The sequence below is a fragment of the Curvibacter sp. T50 genome (assembly GCF_057219955.1).
In genome coordinates this window covers 1,450,827-1,468,444 of record NZ_JBXVVU010000001.1, presented here as the reverse complement: position 1 = coordinate 1,468,444, position 17,618 = coordinate 1,450,827, and the positions used below count along the sequence as shown (strand labels likewise).

Sequence of the window (17,618 nt, the reverse complement as noted above, 5' to 3'; positions counted from 1 at the left end):
GGCATGTCGGTATTGCATCTCACGGCCACCGTGGTCCTCGGACCGGTTTTGCTGCTTCAGGGGCGTCATGTGCGCCGGGTGACGCCTGTGCTGCCCGAACCACCGGGGCCACGCGACGGACACGCCGGCTCAGGGCCCGCGCTGCGCCTGCTGATCCTGGGCGACTCTGCGGCAGCCGGCGTCGGCGCAGCCTCCCAGCAGGAGGCGTTGGCAGGCCAGCTGGTGGCCCAGCTACAGGGGCATTTCAGCGTGCAATGGCGGCTGCTGGCGCGTACCGGCGATGCCACCCGCGATGCGCTGGCCGCGCTGGCCGCGTTTCCGGCGCAACCATTTGACGTGGTGGTGACTTCGCTGGGGGTCAACGACGTCACCGGCGGTCACAGCGAGCGGCGCTGGATGGCCGATCAGCAGGCCTTGCTCGAGCGCTTGCGCCGGGACTTCGGTGCGCCGCGCTGCCTGCTCTCGGCCTTGCCGCCGATGCACCTGTTTCCCGCCTTGCCGCAGCCTTTGCGTGCCTATCTGGGCGCCCAGGCGCGTCGTTTCGACCGCCGGCTGCAGGCGTTGGCACTCGATACGCCCGGCTGCGTCTGGGTCGGCTACGACGATGGCGAGAGCGGCCTGGAACCGGCCGACATGGCGGCTGACGGTTTTCACCCCGGCCCGGCGGTGTACCGCGAATGGGCGCGGCGTCTTGCGGCGGTGATCCGGGCGCCGGGGTCGGGCCGGCCGTTGCCTCCGGTCGGGGCTCAGGCGGTCGGATAGGTGCCCGGCAGCAGGATGTCGCTGCCCACGGTGTCGATCTGGGTGCGGCCGCAGAAGGCCATCGTCAGGTCCAGCTCGCGGTGGATGATCTCCAGGCACTTGGTGACACCGGCTTCGCCCATCGCCCCGAGGCCGTACAGGAAGGCACGTCCGATGTAGGTGCCCTGGGCGCCGAGCGCGCGCGCCTTGAGCACGTCCTGACCGCTGCGGATGCCGCCGTCCATTTGCACCTCGATGTCCTTGCCCACCGCATCGACGATCGCCGGCAGCGCGCGGATGCTGGACTCGGCGCCGTCCAGTTGGCGTCCGCCGTGGTTGGAGACGATCAGGGCGTCAGCGCCGGACTGCACCGCGAGCCGGGCGTCTTCCACGTCCTGGATGCCCTTAAGGATCAGCTTGCCGCCCCAGCGGTTCTTGATCCATTCCACGTCGCCCCAGTTCAGCGCCGGGTCGAACTGCTGCGCGGTCCAGGCGCCCAGGTTGGCCACATCGTCCACCCCCTGCACATGGCCGACGATGTTGCCGAACTGGCGCCGCGGGGTGCCCAGCATGCCCAGGCCCCAGCGCACCTTGGTGGCCAGGTTGATGATGTTGGCCAGCGTGGGCTTCGGGGGGGCCGACAGGCCGTTTTTCAGGTCCTTGTGGCGCTGGCCCAGGATCTGCAGGTCCAGCGTCAGCACCAGGGCCGAGCAGTTGGCGGCCTTGGCGCGGTCGATCAGGCGCTCGATGAAGCCGCGGTCCTTCATCACATACAGCTGGAACCAGAAGCCTTCGCCCGCGTGCTGCGCCACGTCCTCGATCGAGCAGATGCTCATGGTCGAGAGCGTGAACGGGATGCCGAACTTCTTCGCCGCCTTCGCCGCCAGGATTTCGCCGTCGGCATGCTGCATGCCGGTCAGCCCGGTGGGCGCGATGGCCACCGGCATGGCCACCGGCTGGCCGATCATGGTGGTGGCGGTGCTGCGGCCTTCCATGTTCACGGCCACGCGCTGGCGCAGCTTGATGGACTGGAAATCGTCGCTGTTGGCCCGGTAGGTGCTCTCGGTCCAGCTGCCGCTGTCGGCATAGTCGTAGAACATGCGCGGCACGCGGCGTTTGGCGATGACACGCAGGTCTTCGATGGTGGTGATGACGGTCATGGGGATGTCTCCGGCGTTGTTGTGTGGATGCCGCCATGGTAGTTCGCCTCACCGCCGCGCGGGTGTGAAGGCGGATGGGTCGCCCGTGAAATTATTTGGCCGCCACGGCAGCCGGCGCCGCTTTGATGCCGGCGCCGCGCACATCCAGACGCACCGCGTCCAGCTCGCGCCCGTCCGCCGCATGCAGACTGAGCCGGTGCCGCCCGGGCCGGGGTGACCACGTGACCGACTCCCCGCGCCCGATCGCCCGACCGTCGAGCTGCCAATGTCCGCCCGGGCCATCGGCGCGTATCGTCAGGCGCTGGCGACCCGGTGGAATGTCCGGATCGAGCGCCAGTACCGTGCCATCGGCCGGGCTGGTGATGCGCACGGCCCCCGAACCGGTCAGCGCGACGCTTTTAGGATATTTTTGGTCGATACCCGGCGCGAAAAGGTCACCTTTAGCTATTGATTCAATAGTGAACAGGGACTGCGTGGTGCCCGGCAGAAACCATTCGTCCCGGCTCGCTTCCAGCGCACCGGCGAAATGCACGCGCTGGCGGTCCAGTTTCGGCGGGGCCGCCGGTGGCCGGCTCGGTGTGCGCGCGTGCAGGTAGTCCATCAGAGCCGCCCATATCGGCGCGGCGCCGCTGGTGCCGCTGACGGCGTGCATGGGGGCGCCGCTGGCATTGCCCACCCAGACCCCCACCGAGTACCGGCGCGAAAAGCCGACGGCCCAGTTGTCCCGCATGTCCTTGCTGGTGCCCGTCTTGACCGCCGTCCAGAACCGGGTGGCCAGCACGCTGTCGGTGCCAAAGGTTCTGGCGCGGGCATTCGGGTCGGCCAGGATGTCGGTGACGATGTAGGCGGCGCGGGGGTCCAGTGCCGGCACGGGCGCGGGTGGCGCGTGGGTTGGGTTCGCGGGGGGGCGCGGACGTGTTTCGGGGGCGGCGGCTCGCACGGTGCGGACGGCGCCGGCATACCCCCCGTTGGCCAGGCTGCGGTAGGCGTTGGTCAGGTCCAGCAGGCGCACTTCGGCGCTGCCCAGCGCCAGGCTGGTGCCGTACCAGTCGCCGGTCTCCCGCAAAGGGAGCCCCAGGGCGGCAAGCTGGCGGGCAAAGGCGTCGGGCGACACCATCACCAGGGTACGCACCGCCGGCACGTTCAGCGAAGCCCCCAGCGCCGTGCGCACCGACACCCAGCCCTTGAACTGGCGGTCGTAGTTCTGCGGAATGTAAAGGCCAGCCGGCGTGGGAATATGGGTGGGCGCGTCCTCCAGCAGCGAGGCGGCCGTCAGGCGCTGCTCGGCGATCGCTTGCGCGTAGAGGAAGGGTTTGAGGGTGGAGCCGGGTTGGCGCGGGGCGACCACACCGTCCACTTCGGCCGCGGCGCTGATGGTGCCGGACGAGCCAACCCAGGCCAGCACTTCGCCGCTGGCGTTGTCGAGCACCACCAGGGCGCCGTCTTCGACGTGGCGCCCGCGCAATTCGCGCAGGTGGCCTTGCAGGGTTTGCACGGCGAAACGCTGCAGACCGGCGTCCAGTGTGGTGGACAGGCGCGCCGGCGCCGGGAGGCCGGCGTCGGCGACCAGGCGGCGGGCCAGATGGGGTGCGATGCCTTCACTGGCGGCGTAGTCGCGCCGCTGCAGGGCCGCGGTGACAAAAAGATCCAGCCCTTCGCAATCGATGCCGGGCGCGCGCGCGGCGGCGGCCGGCACCGGCGAAGCCGCCCGCTTCGCCGTCGTGGCCGGAGCGTCAGGCGCCGGGCTCATCGCCTGCAGCACACCACAGGCCCGCTGGGCCACGCGGGCGGGCGCGGCGTTGGGCGCCCGCACCAGGGCGGCGGACACGGCGGCCTCGCGCTCGTCCAGCCCGTGCGCGGCCTTGCCGAACAGGGTGCGGCTGAGCGCGTCGATGCCGACCAACTCGCCGCGAAACGGCACCAGGTTCAGGTAGGCCTCCAGAATCTGGTCCTTGCGCCAGCCGGCCTCCAGCCGTTGTGCGCCGATCGTCTGGCCGATCTTCTGGCCCACCGTGCGCCCGCCCGGCCCGGCGCGCCAGTCGCCATCCACCAGCCCGGCCAATTGCATGGTCAGCGTGGAAGCGCCCCGGGTGCGGGTGTTCCACAGGTTGCCCCAGGCGGCCGCCGAGACGGCACGCCAGTCCACGCCGCTGTGTTCCCAGAAGCGCCGGTCTTCGCTGAGCACCAGCGCGGTGCGCAGCGCGGGCGACACATCGGCCAGCGCCACCCACTGGCCGCGGCGCACCGTGGTGTCGGACCGCAGGCGCTGCACCACCTCGCCCCGGCGGTCGAGGAGGAGCGTGTCAGAAGGCTGATAACCGGCCTTTACCGCATCAAAAGCGGGCATACCCGTCGCAGAATGGTGAAAGCCTGCTATCCATAGCAGAGCAACCAGGCTGCGCCGGGCAGGGCGTTTCACTTCGCCGCCTCGACCTTCATCCGGGCGTTGGGCGCCTCGCCGAACATCTCGGGGGCGTACATCGCCTCGACCCGGGTTGGCGGCAGCGCAAAGTTGCCCGCATTGTTCAGGCGCAGCGTGTACTGCACGGTCAGCACCCCTTTGGGCACATAGTCGTAGTAGCTGCGAAACGCTTCGAAACTGCGTTCTTCGAACGCGGGCCAGGCCGCACCGTCGCGTTTTTCGCCCTGTGTGGCGATTTCGGAATCCCGCCCCAGCCCGGTGCCCAGGATGGTGGCACCGCCGGGTACCGGGTCGGTGATGACCACCCAGCTCATGTCCGCGGCGGCGTTGACCTCCAGTGTCACGCGCAGCACATCGCCGCGCGTGAAGCTGCCCGGTACCGCTTGTTCGACGGCCGTGACACGGCGGGTGATCTGGTAGCCGGCGTTCAGCGGCGCTTTCAGTTCAACGGCCGCCAGGGACTGCAAGGTCAGCCAGGGTTTGCCGCTGCCCTGGTGGTTCACGGTCAGGCTCTCGGGCCGTGGCGACCAGGGCAGCAGCGCGGTGTTGCCGCGCAGGGCGGCTGTTGCGGCGGGGGCGCCGAACAGGGTGGTCTGGTGCGGTGCGCCACCGGTGTCGCCGGGTTTGACCCGTTCGACCCGGGCCCAGTCGATGGTCGCGGTGGCGGTGCCCAGGCTGGCACGGGTGCTGCCGGCGACCGGTGTGGCTTCGAAGCGCGCGGAGAACTTCTCCAGGGCCAGTCCGCCCCAGAGGTTGGCCGTGGTGGTGGACCAGGCACCACGCTGCTGGCGGGCGATGAAACCGCTGGCCAGGCGGCCGATGTCGTCCCGCCAGGCGGGGTCGTCCAGGGCCGCCAGCAGCAGGCGGGCGGTATTCACGTCACCGTTGGTCATCAGCCACCACCAGTGGTCGCTTTGCTCGGTGCTGAAGGTCAGCTTGGTGCCCTGCCAGTTCAGGCGCGATTTCAGAATCTGGGTCGCCTCTGCCAGCCGCTGCTCGCGCTGGGGTACATCCGGCACACGCTTGAGGATGGCCAGCCAGTCGATCACCGCGCTGGTGGGCCACTGGTTGGGAGCGACGGTGAGGCTGCCCAGCAGGCGAGCCTGCACCTTGCCATAGCGCGACAGCGCTTCGAGCGCGGCCAGCTTGCGGATGTCCAGGTCCTTGCGGGGTGCCCAGGGCGTGCGCTGGAGTCGCCCTTCGACAAAGGCGATCAGGCCGCGCTCCATCGGCGCACGGACCGCATCGTCCAGCGCAAAAACCGGGTTCAGCGCGGCAGCTTCATGCGCAGCCGCCAGCAGGTAGGCCGTGAGGCTGTCGCTGCCGCGCGCGCCGTCGCCCGCCCGGGGCGGGAAATAGCTCGCCAGGCCGTCGCTGTCGAGGTAGGTCGGAATCTGCGCCACCACCGTCTGCCATGCCCGGGCATCCCGCAGGCCGACGGCCTTGCTGGCCTTCTGTTCAAGGCAGGAGTAGGGGTACGCGGCGAACCAGTCGCGCACGCCCGGCAGCCCCTCGGCCAGTCGCGGCTGCAGCGCCAGGCGAATGCCGCCGCGGGCGGTGCCGCCGTGGGCCAGCGCATCCGCCGGGGCCGCTGTGGCCAGACTGAAAGGGCCGTCCAGTTGCGCCAGGCTGGCTTGCTGGACGGTCAGCGGCACGGCGGGGATCAGCCGCTGGCGCGACTTCAGGGCGTCGCGGGCACCCGAGCGGCTGTCTTTGGCGTCCAGCTCCCACAGCAGGGCTTCGGCGCGGGTGTTCGCCAGGCCTTCGGGTGCCGTGACCGACCAGGCAACCTCGCGCGATTCGCCAGGGGGGATGTCCACCGACTGGGCGGCCAGTTGCAGCAGGGTGGCCCGGGGCGTGGCGATGACCGACATGGCCCGGGCGGTCGTGTTGCGCAGGGTGAAGGCCGCGCGGAACGTGTCACCTTCGCGCACCAGCGGTGGCAGGCCGCTGATGATCTGCAAATCCTGCGCGGTCTGCACGGTGGTCTGCCCGGTGCCGAACAGGCCGGTGGCGGCATCGGCGACCGCAACGATGCGCCAGCGCGTCAGGGTGTCGTTGAGCGGTACCCGCACCACGGCCTGGCCATTGGCGTCCAGCACCACCCGGGGGTTCCACAGAGCCAGTGTGTCCAGCAGTTCCCGGGTGGCACTCTTGCCGCCACCGCCGCCGGCGGGCACGGCCTTGCGGCCGTAGTGCCGCCGGCCGATGATTTCCATCTGGGCGGTGGAGGTTTCCACGCCCCAGCTGCGGCGCTGGAGCATGGCCTCCAGCAGGTTCCAGCTGGTATTGGGCATCAGCTCCAGCAGGGATTGGTCAACGGCGGCCAGCGCCACTTCGGCACCTGCGGCGGGTTTGCCATCCGGCAGCCGGCCGGTGATGGTCACGGTGGCAGTCGTGCGAACCGCATACCGGTCCTGGTCGGCCTTGACCGCCACGTCGATGCGGTGCGCCTGGGTGCCCACCCGGATTTCGGCCACACCCAGGCGGTACGCCGGTTTGCTCAGGTCCACCAGGGCGCTGGGGGCGATGTAGTCGCGGCCTTCCAGGCGGAAGGCGCGCCACCATTCGCGTGGGGCCTTGTAACCCCAGGTAAAAAGGCTGTACCAGGGCACCTCGCGCAGGCGACCGCGCAGCGCCAGCACACTGACATACACATTCGGCCCCCATCCGTCCTGGATCGGCAACTCCACGGTGGGGTCCTGTCCGTTGAGCGTGACGACGCGCTGGCTGATGAGGCCTTCACGCTCGACGGTGACCAGGGCTGTGGCGAAGCGAAAAGGCATGCGAACCTGGAGTCGGGCGGTCTCGCCGGGCTGGTAGCTCTTTTTTTCCGGCAGAAGGTCCATCCGGTCGTGGTCCTCCCCCCCGAACCACAGCTCGCCCTGGCGGGTGACCCAGACGGAGGTGGCGGCCTGGGCGGTGCGGCCATCGCGGTCGCGGGCGGTCACCGTCAGTTCCACCTCGCCCGCCTGGTCGAGCCGCGCCTCGCACAGGAGCAGGCCGCGGGAATCGCTGGTGCCGCTGCAGACACTGCCCAGATCCTTGGTCTCGGTCTTGTTGTCGTAGGTGTAAAAGCCCCCCACCATGCGTTTGCGCGTGGTGGTGGTGATGCGGGCCACGGCGCGCACGTCCAGCGGCACGCCGGCCGCCGGGCGTCCGTTCAGGTCGAGCGCCAGCGCCTGCAGTCGGGCGCGGGCGCCGGAGGAAACCCAGCCTTCGGTACGGATGCCGGCGATCACGGCCGCAGGCCACAGCGGGTTGGTGCTGCGCACCGTCTGGACCTCGCCATTGGGATCGGCGTAGGTGGCCTCCAGCAGCAGTTCGCGGGCATGCGGTGCGGCCGGCACGGCGTCGACGTTCACTCGCCCGGCACCTTGCCGGTCCAGCGTCAGGGGCAATTTGTCGGCAATGACCCGACTGTCCTGGCCGGAGGCGCTTTCTTCTTCGGCATCCTCATGTCCGCCCGCGCGGGCACCACGCGGCGGCTGGAAGCTGAACTCCTCATGGTCGGCAAACTGCAGGTTGCGCGGCCGCACCAGTGCGGACACCCGTACCGGCAGGTTCACCGCAGGACCGCCGGCGACGTAGTTGACCTGTACACCCACCGGCACGTTTTTCGGCGCCACCAGGCCCGCCGGGTCGGCCGGGCCGATCCGGCCCTCCAGCACCGGCAGACGGAATTCTTCGACCCGGAACTGGCCGGTTTCCAGCACCTGGCCCCGGCGCGCGATCGGCCCGTCGTCGCCATGGCGCAGCGCGATCTGGTACAGGCCCAGGCGGGCCGCCGGCGGCACCGCAAACTGGCTTTCCGCGCTGCGCCCACCGGTGGCGGTGCGCCGCCAGGTCAGCGGCTGGGTGAACTCCTGCCCGCTGCCCACATGGGTCACCACCAGGGTGGTCGGCAAGGGGTCGCCCGGCACACCCAGTCCATTGGAGGTTTCGGTACGGATCAGGTGTTTCATCGACACGGTTTCACCGGCCCGCAGCAGGGCCCGGTCCATGATGCTGTGGGCGCGCTGGTCCGGGCTGGCCTCCTGACTGGTGGGGAAGTTGAAGCGCCAGGGTTCGATGCCGCGATTCCAGTGGCTCCAGGTGAAGGCCAGTTCGTCGCCGCCGCGCGCGTCGGTGGCGCGGGCGCTGATGAACCAGGCCTCGCCGACCGGCTCCTCTTCGTCGGCCTCCGCGGTTGCGGTGCGGCGCGGGGTGGGGCAGGCCGGTGGCCGCGGCGACAAGCCGGTGAAACGGGCCAGACCCTGTGCGTCGGTGGTCGCCGTGGCCCGCACCGTGCCGTCGCAGGACGACACCGCGACCCGCGCGCCGGCAACGGGCAGGCCCTTGTCGAGGGTGGTCACCCAGGCGAGCGCGTTTTCGCGGCCCAACTTGAAGTGCACCCCCAGATTGGTCACCAGTGCCGAAGTCCGCACCACCATGGTGCGGCCCGGGCCATGGCGTTCATCCAGCAGCGAGCGCCCCAGCAAGGGGGACTGGATTTCGACGACATGAAAACCCGGCGCCAGGGGGATCCCCACCACCTCGAACGGTCGCGGCACCGCCGCTGTACCGGTGCCGGTCGGCTGGGGCAACTGCAGGGTCTGCACACCGGCCTGTCCGGCCAGCAGCGAGAGCATGCGGGTTTGCACACGCGAATCCTGCGGATCCAGTGGCCGTGGCAGCGGTCCCTTGACCTCAGCGGCGGCCTGCTCACGTGCCACGGTGAAACCATGAAAACGTTGAACCTTGCGGTACCAGGCGATGATCTCCGCGTCGGTGCGGGGCTGCAGCGTGCTGACCCGGCTGGCGGCCAGGCTCTGGATCGGCAGGGCCGCTTCGACATTGCGCAGCGTCACGGGCAACAGGGCCGGGCCCTCCGCCCCCTCGGCAAATCGCTCCACGACCCCGAAGGGCGCGGCGGCAAACTTGGCCAGCGGCGGCATGGGTGCCGTGGTGACTGGAAGGGGAAAGTTGGCGGCATTGCGCAGGCTGCGGCCCGAACTGTCCTGGAAACCGGCGGGCAGCTCGATCCGGAACGGGGTGCGCTCGGGCAGCGGGCTGTCGAAACGCACGGCGGTGACAGCGCTGTTGCCCTCACCGGGGTCAGCCTCGGGTTTGGCCGCAATGACCCGTCCGTCGGCTTTCAGTGTGATGGCCGACGCCAGCTTGCGGTCGACCGGCGCGTTGAAGACCAGGCGCATCGGCCGGATGGGCAGGCAGCCGGCCTGGGCATTTTCGCGCTCGCAGCTGAACTCGGCAGCAAAGGGCTCACGGACCTGCCAGGCAAAGCGTTGCGGGCTGCGGCTGGCGACTCCGGATGGCGTTGCCACCCCGGCGCCGTAGACCAGGGTGACCCGCGCGCCTGCCGGCAGGCGGCGGGCGCAGGCCAGGGCGGGGAAACGGGCCGGGTCTTTGGCGGCCGCCTTGTCCAGGTAAAGGGATTTGAGCAGCGCCGCGCGGGTGGCGCCATCCACCCAGCGCACGGGAACGCGCTCGCCCAGTCCCTCGACGGAACACCAGACCTTTTCCGTCACCGATTGCTGGGTGGCCGGGCCGTTGAGCTGCAGCAGGAAAACCTGCTCCTCGTCAATCCGCTCCCAGCTGCCGGGGCGTACCGACTGCACGAAGGGCCCGCCGGTGGTGAAACGCCAGCTGTCCGGACCGCTGATCTCGGTGCCACGGGGTGAACGGAAACCGGGCATCCGTTGTACGGTGCAGACCAGGCCGGGCGGCAGGTCCTCGTCGAACTGGAAAACCCATTCCCGGTCGTTGTTCCAGCGTCCGCTGCCCCGGGTGGCCTGGGCGTCGCTGCAGCGCAGGCTCAGCGGCGCGGCAGCCCGCGCGTCGCCGAAGACCACGGCGGGTTCGTCGAATCGGGCGACCAGTTGCCGTACCTGGGCCACTTCGCCCTGCGGCGACAGCGAGGTGACGGTCAGCGCGTGGCAATTGGCTGCTCCCAGCAACAGGGCAATGGCCCCGGCGAAACGGCGAAAAAACATGGTGCCCCCCGGTCGCGGTACAGGGGCAGAGCGTAACAAATCGGCCTTGGGTGATGGCGCCGCGCGACGGGTCGCAGGAAAAAAAACGGCACCCGAAGGTGCCGTGGTGGCGCTACATCAGCGGCTCCGTGCGCACCCGGGTGCGGCGGGCCGGCTGTTTCGCCGGAGCGGCGCAATCAGACCTTGGTGGCCTTCTTGATTGCGTCGGCGGCTTGCGTTGCGGCGGTGCTGAGGCTCGCCTGGGCGGTTTCGACCGCTTTCTTGGCCTGGTTCTGTGCGGTTTCCATGGCGTTCTGGCTGGCTGTCAGGGCGGTCTTGAATGCGGCAAACGCAGGCTCGGTACCGGCCGGGGCGTTCTTGGCCAGGTTGTCCAGTGCGCTGGCGAAAGCCTTTTGCGCTTCGGCGGCTTTGGCTTCAACGGCTTTGGTGAACTCGGTGCTGCTGCCGTTCAGGATGGACTGGACATGCTGCGCATAGGCGGTGGACTTGTCAGCCATGGGCTGGACCAGGCCGGCTTGCAGGGCCATCAGCTCTTGCGGGTCCTTGGCGGACATCACGGCCTGGGCGTGGCTGAAGGACTCGTCCATCACTGCTTTGGAAGCGGCCAGGTTCAGTTCCACCAGCTTTTCGAAGCCGGCGTAAGCCTGGGTGGTGAAGCCTTGCAGAGCCTTCAGGTTGGCTTTGTGGACGGCGGTGAATTGGTCAACGGGGTTGGTCATGGCGGACTCCTGGGTAAGGACAGTTTCAAAGTGGGCGTCGGCCTGATCCAAACCACCGCCCGTGGCTATGTTGCAGTGCAACATGAGTGCGAGTATAGGGAAAACCCGGGGCTTTGGGGAAAAAATGTTGCACTGCAACATCATTTAGATGACGCGACCTAATTCGGGGCTCGGGCGGAGCCAGGCCGCCTGGGCCGCGGTGGCGCGCCGGGTTGGCGGGCGTGCCCCGTCGTTGTGCTGGTCATCGGGGTCTTAAGCTGCCGAAGGGCTGCCGTGAGGAAATGAAGAGCGGAGTACGGACCCGCAACTCAATGCAAAAAAAATAGCAAAAAGCGACCTTTTTACGTTGGTTATGGGCACTTTGTCTACGAAACCGCCGTGCCGGACGGCTTTGCGCGATCATCCGCTGGCGGTCGGTCGGTCGGTCGGTCGGTCGGTCGGTCGGTCGGTCGGTCGGTCGGTCGGTCGGTCGGTCGGTCGGTCGAACGGTCGCGCCGCCCACCGCCATTGACCTTGCCTCAAAAGGACCGCAGCGCGGCGCCAAGGCGCATCAGATCGGCCGCGGTCACCGTACCGGATGTCTCGGTGCCGGTCATTGCGGAAAGCATGGCGCGCACGACCTGCGTCGTCGCGTCATTGCCGTCAGAAAAGGATTGCTCCACTTGGGCGCGTGTCTGCAGTGCCAGTGAGACGGTGCGCCCCAGTTCGGCCTGTACGGCAGGCGTAAAGTTGGCGCCGACCGCCGCCTCGAACTCTCCCGCACTCATGTTCATCGGGAAGGCCGTCCCGGCGACCTGCTTGACCAGACGCACCGCATGCAGCGAGGCCGTGACTGCGATCTCCTTTTGCACACTCGCGGGAAATGCCGCGACCGAAGCACCTGCCGGGGCCAGCAGTTCCAGGGCAGCACGTCCCTGCTCCATCTGCAGGGCAAACTGCGCCTTCGCCGCGGTGTCGAGACCGGCCGGGAAGCCCGTCAGTGCGGCGACGGCGTTCTCCGTGCTGGCGCCCGTGACCGGCGAGACCGATCCGGGCGAGGTCGCCGAGATTGACTCCAACGCTTGGGTCAGCGCGAGTCCACCGACACCCGCCTGCGCGGCGTACGCCACTCCCATCGCCTGGCTGACCGCGAGGTTGAAACCGCCGGCGGACGCCTGGATCTGGGCCATGCGCTGGAGCGCCGTGGCGGCATCCAGCGGGCTGACTCCAGTTGCGAGGATCTGGTCTACCGCCGCCTGCGCGGTGGTGTTGAGCGGTATGGAGGGCAAGGCGGTGACGAGCGCCACCGGCGCCAGTGGGGCTTTGGTGCTGGCGCTATTGCCGCATCCGGTCAATGGGGCGACGATGCATGCCAGCGCAAGAAGCGGCCCTACGGGTGCAAACGACGCCGGACGGAACAAGCGGGAAACACGAGATACAGGCGTGCAAATCATGATTGTTCAGCTCGAAGCCCCCGTGACAGAGACGAAGTTGCCCAGTGGCACTGTCGTGGTGACAGTGCGGCCGGCGTAGGTAATGTGCATTTCAACGGCCGTGCTGGCGCCCGGATTGCGGAGAAAGGTGACCGTCGGGGTCAAGGTTGCGGGCCCGGCGATCTCGCCCGCCACGGTCGTGCCGGCGATCACATAGCGCACCGTGGCACCGGCGGGAATGTACGACCCCGTCGCATCCAACTGGACCGGCACGCCGAGGACGAGCCGCTGCTCAGGGTCGTAGCGAACCATGCGTGCTTCGGCGGCCTGCTGCACATTGATCAGCGCGGTCGATACGCTGGCCAGTTCACCGGCCGGAGAGCGCACCTCGGCAGTCACCACATACTGCCCGGTCGTTGCCAATGCACCGGTGCGGTAGTAATAGGCCGGGGCGGCCGTTTCGGCGACCTGGCAGCCGACCCCTTCGGCCAGGCGGTCGCAAGTCATGGTCGTCTGGATGCTGGTGCCGCCCGGCCCGCTGGTGCGCCAGTTCACGGTGCTGCCGGCCGGTCGGGGGCCGGCGTAGGCGACGGTTGCCCGCTCGCCGGCCTGGAGGTCCAGCCGCGGAGTGATGATCTGCACGCTGCTGCGCAGATCGATCAGGCTGACGTTGCTGGCGGATTTATTGGCGCCGCCCAGCGGTACCATGGCCAAACGCGCCTGTACCGGGCTGGACCCGTGCATCGCGCGAAGCTGGTCGATATCGAAAGTGGCCTGGATAACCGCAGTGCCGACATGGATTTTGTTGCTTTGCTGACCTCTGTAAGTGCCGGTGGCTCGAATCTCGCCGTCAGCGGTCACCACGGACCGGTTCTCGGGCTGGCTCGTCGTGCAGCAGCCGGATGGCCCGGCCACGGACAGCAGGGCAATCCGCTCGTTCTGCGCATTGAAGATCTCGAGGTTGTAGCGGGTGGGTTCCAGGGCGTGAAGTCCCCCCAGATCGACTTGCCAGTTCAGCGACACGACGGGGCTGGCGGCAATATGGTGGGTGGCGCTTCCACTGATGGTGGCCCAGTGGGTTTTGCAGGCCGACAGTGTCAGCGTCAGCAGGGTAGCGACCCATATCCGCAGCCCGATGCGACCGAAGAATGCTGCCATGTCCTGCCTCCTGATGTGTGGCGCCGGGTACCGGGCCCGACTGAAAATGCAATGGGGTGATGGTCGCGGCTGGGGATGTCGACTTCAATCCCAAAAAATTGGTATTCGGCGCTGGCGGGTTCGGCGGTCTAATCCTGGGCATGGTTGCGCCGCCTTTTTCGCCGATGTCGGATTCCGCCGGCGACCCGCCGGAATCCGGGCGGGTCGGTGTCCTGCTGGTTGAGGACGATCCACACACCCGTGAACGATTCGCCGCCGTACTTGACCGCAGCGATGGCTATCGCGTTCTTGCTGCCTGTGACGACTGCCGCAGCGCCCTGCGGGCCCTGGAGTGCCTGGCCCCGAAGGTGTTGATGACGGACCTGGGTCTTCCGGACGGTTCAGGTCTGGATGTGATCCGCGCCTGCGCGCGGGCGCACCCCGCCTGCGACATTCTGGTCATCAGCATGTTCGGCGACGAGGCGCATGTGCTGGGCAGCATCGAGGCGGGGGCAACCGGGTACATTCTCAAAAGCGCGGAAGCGGACGAGATTACCTCCCACCTCGATACGCTGCGTCGCGGGGGATCGCCCATCACGCCCAGCATTGCCCGACAATTGCTGAGGCGTTTTCAGGGTATTGGCGATGTGGCGGCCGATTCCCCGCACCGCCCGACGGTGGTGCCGCTGGCCGAGCCGTTGAGCGAGCGCGAGCGACAGGTGCTGTCCCTGGTTGCGCGCGGGTACCGGCATGCAGAAATTGCCGAAAAATTGTTCATTTCGCCCCACACGGTCATTTCCCATGTCAAACGCATCTACCAGAAGCTGGCCGTCAACTCCCGCGCTGCGGCTATTTTCGAGGCCCAGCGGCGGGACCTGATCGATCGACCCGGATCGTGACCGCCAAAGCCATTGTCGGGAGACTGCACGCATGGCCCGTCGCAACGGGGCCGGCGGCGCCGGGGCAGGTTGCCGGGGTGCTGGTGCGCCTGGTGGTGGCATGTTGGCTGGTACTGTTCTTCCATGCGGCCATGGCGCAAGAGCGCACTGCCTCGCCGGTGGTGTTCGAGCAACTGGACGAGGCGGGCAACGCCAGGACGGTCACGCTGCCCTGGCACATGGCGCGCGCGCGGCTGGATCACGATACGACCGCGCCGGTTCGACTCACGATCGCCCCGGGTACCGAAGCGCTGGCGGTCAGCCGCGTGCTGGGAACCTTGCATCTGCGGTGGAACGGCCAGTCCGTCGATATGCCGTCGATGCTGGATGCCCGCAACCCCCTGATGCCGATGGCTATTGTGTTGCCGCCGTCACTGGCGCTTCATGGCGGGACGCTGGAAGGGGTGCTGGTCGCCCCGGCCGGATACTTGGGTGAAATCGGAACGATTGAGGCGGGCCAGCGCGCCGAGATCGTGCAGGCCGTGGGAGAGTCCCGCTACCGGGCGGTGCTCTTCCAGTTGCTTTTTGCCGGTATGGCACTGGGTATCTGTCTGGCGGCCGTTCTTTACTGGGTGGTTCGGCCGGGTGATGCGCTGACCACCTACCTGGTGCTGGCGACGCTGACCTTGTCCGGGCGATGGCTGCTGATTCATGGGCTGGGGCTGCCAGACCAGCGGTCTTTCTCCGGGCAGGTGACGGTGCTGTGCAACCTCGCAAGTCTGGCTTTTCTGAGTTGTTACGGCTGGCGGCGTATGGTGCCCGAGGGCGGGCCGGGCGAGCGCGTGGTGCTCGGGCTCGGCGCCGTGTTGGCCCTGGCGCTCATGGCGGGCGGGCAGACTGCACAGTGGCACCGCTGGGCCCTGGTCGCCTACGGCGTGCTGGCGGTGGGCTGGCTCTCAGCCCACGGAATTGCCAGCCGGCAACTGCCTCGCGACCGCGAAATACTGATCATCGTCTCCTTGTCCGCTTTCCAGGTGGTGTCCTCCGCGGTGAATATGGCGCGTTTCGGGACGCCCCTGACCGCCAGCAACCTGCAGGTCCCTCTGTACCTTGGCCCCCTGTTCCTTGTGCTCTGGGGTTTTGTGACCGCCGGCCGGTTTGACGGCATGCTTCGCCACTACCGAAGCCTCAGTCAGACTCTGGAGCGACAGGTTCATCAGGCGCGCATTGACCTGGAGCAGGCGTTCGAATCAATGCGCAAAGCCGAACGGTCGCGTCTTCTGGGCGATGAACGCGCCCGTCTGGCCCAGGAAATGCACGATGGCGTTGGCGGGAAGCTCACTGCGGCACTGCACATCCTTCGGCGCGAGGGCCAATCGGAGGTGGCCCGTGGGGTTTTGCAGGATGCGCTGACGGAGATGCGCCTGTTCATGGACGCGATGGAACCCCATGAGGGCGACCTGGCCACGGTGATCGGCAACTTGCGTTATCGGCTGGAGCCGCGGCTGAATGCGGCCGGTTTCGCGCTGGTATGGCACGCCGACGAGTCCACGGCTCGCCTGGACCTGTCCACCTCGGACGTGCTGCATGTGCAGCGCATCGTTGAAGAAGCGCTGACCAATGCGATCAAGCATTCCGGCGGCTCGGAGATCGCACTGTCGCTGTCGTTCGACCCAAGTTCGGAGGCTGTGATCGTGGACATTCAGGACAACGGGCACGGCCTTGCCGCGGCACAGCCGATGTCTGGCGACCGCGGAAAAGGCCTGGCCAACATGCGCAAGCGAGCCGACCTGCTCGGAGCTCGCCTGGAAACATCGGCGAGCGCCTCCGGCAGCCGGGTTCGCCTGCTGCTGTTCCCCGACGCCGAGCGACAGGGACCTGCGGCGCACTGAGGCTGCCCGCTGGCCCCCTTACCAGCTCACCTCGCGGTCCGGCGTGGCGCTGATCTTGTGGATGGTCAGGTCGGCACCTTCGTATTCTTCCTCGGCGTCCAGACGCAGCCCCATGGTGGCCTTGAGCAGACCGTAGACCACCACACCACCGAAAACCGCCCAGATCACGCCCAGGCTGGTGCCGATCAGCTGCGCGCCAAAGCTCACGCCGCCCAGGCCGCCGAGTGCCTGCTGGCCGAATATCCCGGCCGCGATGCCGCCCCAGGTGCCGCACAGGCCGTGCAGGGGCCAGACGCCGAGTACATCGTCAATCTTCCAGCGGTTCTGCGTGGCGGTGAACATCACCACAAAAAGCACACCGGCCACCGCACCCACCACCAGCGCACCCATCGGGTGCATCACATCCGAGCCGGCACAGACGGCGACCAGGCCGGCCAAGGGGCCGTTGTGGACGAAACCGGGGTCATTTTTTCCCGCCACCAGCGCGGCCAGCGTGCCGCCGACCATGGCCATCAGCGAATTGACCGCCACCAGGCCGGAGATCTTGTCCAGGGTCTGCGCGCTCATCACGTTGAAGCCGAACCAGCCCACGCACAGCACCCAGGCTCCCAGGGCCAGAAATGGAATGCTGCTGGGCGGGTGGGCGGACATGCCGCCGTCCTTGCGATAGCGGTTCGCCCGGGCGCCCAGCAGGATGACCGCCGGAAGCGCAATCCAGCCGCCCACAGCATGGACGACGACCGAGCCGGCAAAGTCATGGAAGGTGGCGCCGGTCACCGATTCGATCCACGGCTGGACCCCGAAGTGCCCGTTCCAGGCGATGCCTTCGAAGAACGGATAGAAAAAGCCGACGATGACCGCGGTTGCAATCAGCTGGGGCCAGAACCGCGCACGCTCGGCGATGCCGCCGGAGATGATTGCCGGAATGGCTGCGGCAAAGGTCAGCAGGAAGAAAAACTTCACCAGGTCATAGCCGTTTTTCTGCGCCAGCTGCTCGGCGCCCACGAAGAAGCTGGTGCCATAGGCCACGGCATAGCCGACAAAAAAGTAGGCGATGGTCGAAACAGAAAAGTCGACCAGGATTTTCACCAGCGCATTGACCTGGTTTTTTTTGCGGACCGTGCCGAGTTCCAGAAAGGCGAATCCGGCGTGCATGGCCAGGACCATGATGCCGCCCAGCAAAATGAACAGGGCATCGGCGCCCTGTTTCAGTGCATCCATGAGAGTTCTCCGGGAGTGATGGTTGATATTGGTGCGTATCGAG

The 17,618-nt window shown here is 67.9% G+C and carries 10 protein-coding genes; 3 read left to right on the top strand and 7 right to left on the bottom strand.

The window, feature by feature from the left end:
• Positions 1-3: 3 nt before the first annotated feature.
• On the top strand, positions 4-762 hold the full coding sequence (locus tag AC2EBU_RS06945; protein WP_484609632.1) for an SGNH/GDSL hydrolase family protein: 759 nt from the start codon (positions 4-6) through the stop codon (positions 760-762).
• Here the strand turns inward: AC2EBU_RS06945 and AC2EBU_RS06940 are convergent.
• The 6 genes from AC2EBU_RS06940 to AC2EBU_RS06915 all read right to left on the bottom strand — a co-directional run bounded on the left by AC2EBU_RS06940 (position 747) and on the right by AC2EBU_RS06915 (position 13,605).
• Positions 747-1,901, bottom strand: a complete 1,155-nt coding sequence (locus tag AC2EBU_RS06940; RefSeq protein ID WP_484609631.1) for an alpha-hydroxy acid oxidase — start codon at positions 1,899-1,901, stop codon at positions 747-749. The two genes, AC2EBU_RS06945 and AC2EBU_RS06940, sit on opposite strands and share 16 nt — an antisense overlap.
• 91 nt (positions 1,902-1,992) lie before the next feature.
• Entirely contained in the window at positions 1,993-4,248 is a 2,256-nt protein-coding gene (pbpC, locus tag AC2EBU_RS06935) for a penicillin-binding protein 1C (protein WP_484609630.1), read from the bottom strand.
• 68 nt (positions 4,249-4,316) lie between these two features.
• Positions 4,317-10,316: an alpha-2-macroglobulin family protein gene (locus AC2EBU_RS06930; RefSeq protein WP_484609629.1), complete on the bottom strand. Its 6,000-nt coding sequence runs from the start codon at positions 10,314-10,316 to the stop codon at positions 4,317-4,319.
• Between the two features lie 176 nt (positions 10,317-10,492).
• A complete protein-coding gene (locus AC2EBU_RS06925; RefSeq protein ID WP_484609628.1) occupies positions 10,493-11,035 on the bottom strand; it encodes a phasin family protein in 543 nt (180 codons plus the stop codon).
• 518 nt (positions 11,036-11,553) lie between these two features.
• On the bottom strand, positions 11,554-12,321 hold the full coding sequence (locus AC2EBU_RS06920) for a hypothetical protein (protein ID WP_484609627.1): 768 nt from the start codon (positions 12,319-12,321) through the stop codon (positions 11,554-11,556).
• 153 nt (positions 12,322-12,474) lie between these two features.
• On the bottom strand, positions 12,475-13,605 hold the full coding sequence (locus AC2EBU_RS06915) for a hypothetical protein (protein WP_484609626.1): 1,131 nt from the start codon (positions 13,603-13,605) through the stop codon (positions 12,475-12,477).
• Between the two features lie 140 nt (positions 13,606-13,745).
• Between AC2EBU_RS06915 and AC2EBU_RS06910 the strand changes: the two genes are divergently transcribed.
• Both AC2EBU_RS06910 and AC2EBU_RS06905 read left to right on the top strand, forming a co-directional pair.
• Entirely contained in the window at positions 13,746-14,483 is a 738-nt protein-coding gene (locus AC2EBU_RS06910) for a response regulator (protein ID WP_484609625.1), read from the top strand.
• Positions 14,480-16,354: a sensor histidine kinase gene (locus tag AC2EBU_RS06905; protein WP_484609624.1), complete on the top strand. Its 1,875-nt coding sequence runs from the start codon at positions 14,480-14,482 to the stop codon at positions 16,352-16,354. Before AC2EBU_RS06910 ends, AC2EBU_RS06905 begins: the two co-directional genes overlap by 4 nt.
• Before the next feature lie 18 nt (positions 16,355-16,372).
• Here AC2EBU_RS06905 and AC2EBU_RS06900 read toward each other — a convergent pair whose 3' ends face one another.
• Positions 16,373-17,575 (bottom strand): ammonium transporter, encoded by a 1,203-nt coding sequence (locus tag AC2EBU_RS06900; RefSeq protein ID WP_484609623.1) that lies wholly within the window; start codon positions 17,573-17,575, stop codon positions 16,373-16,375.
• Positions 17,576-17,618: the final 43 nt, after the last annotated feature.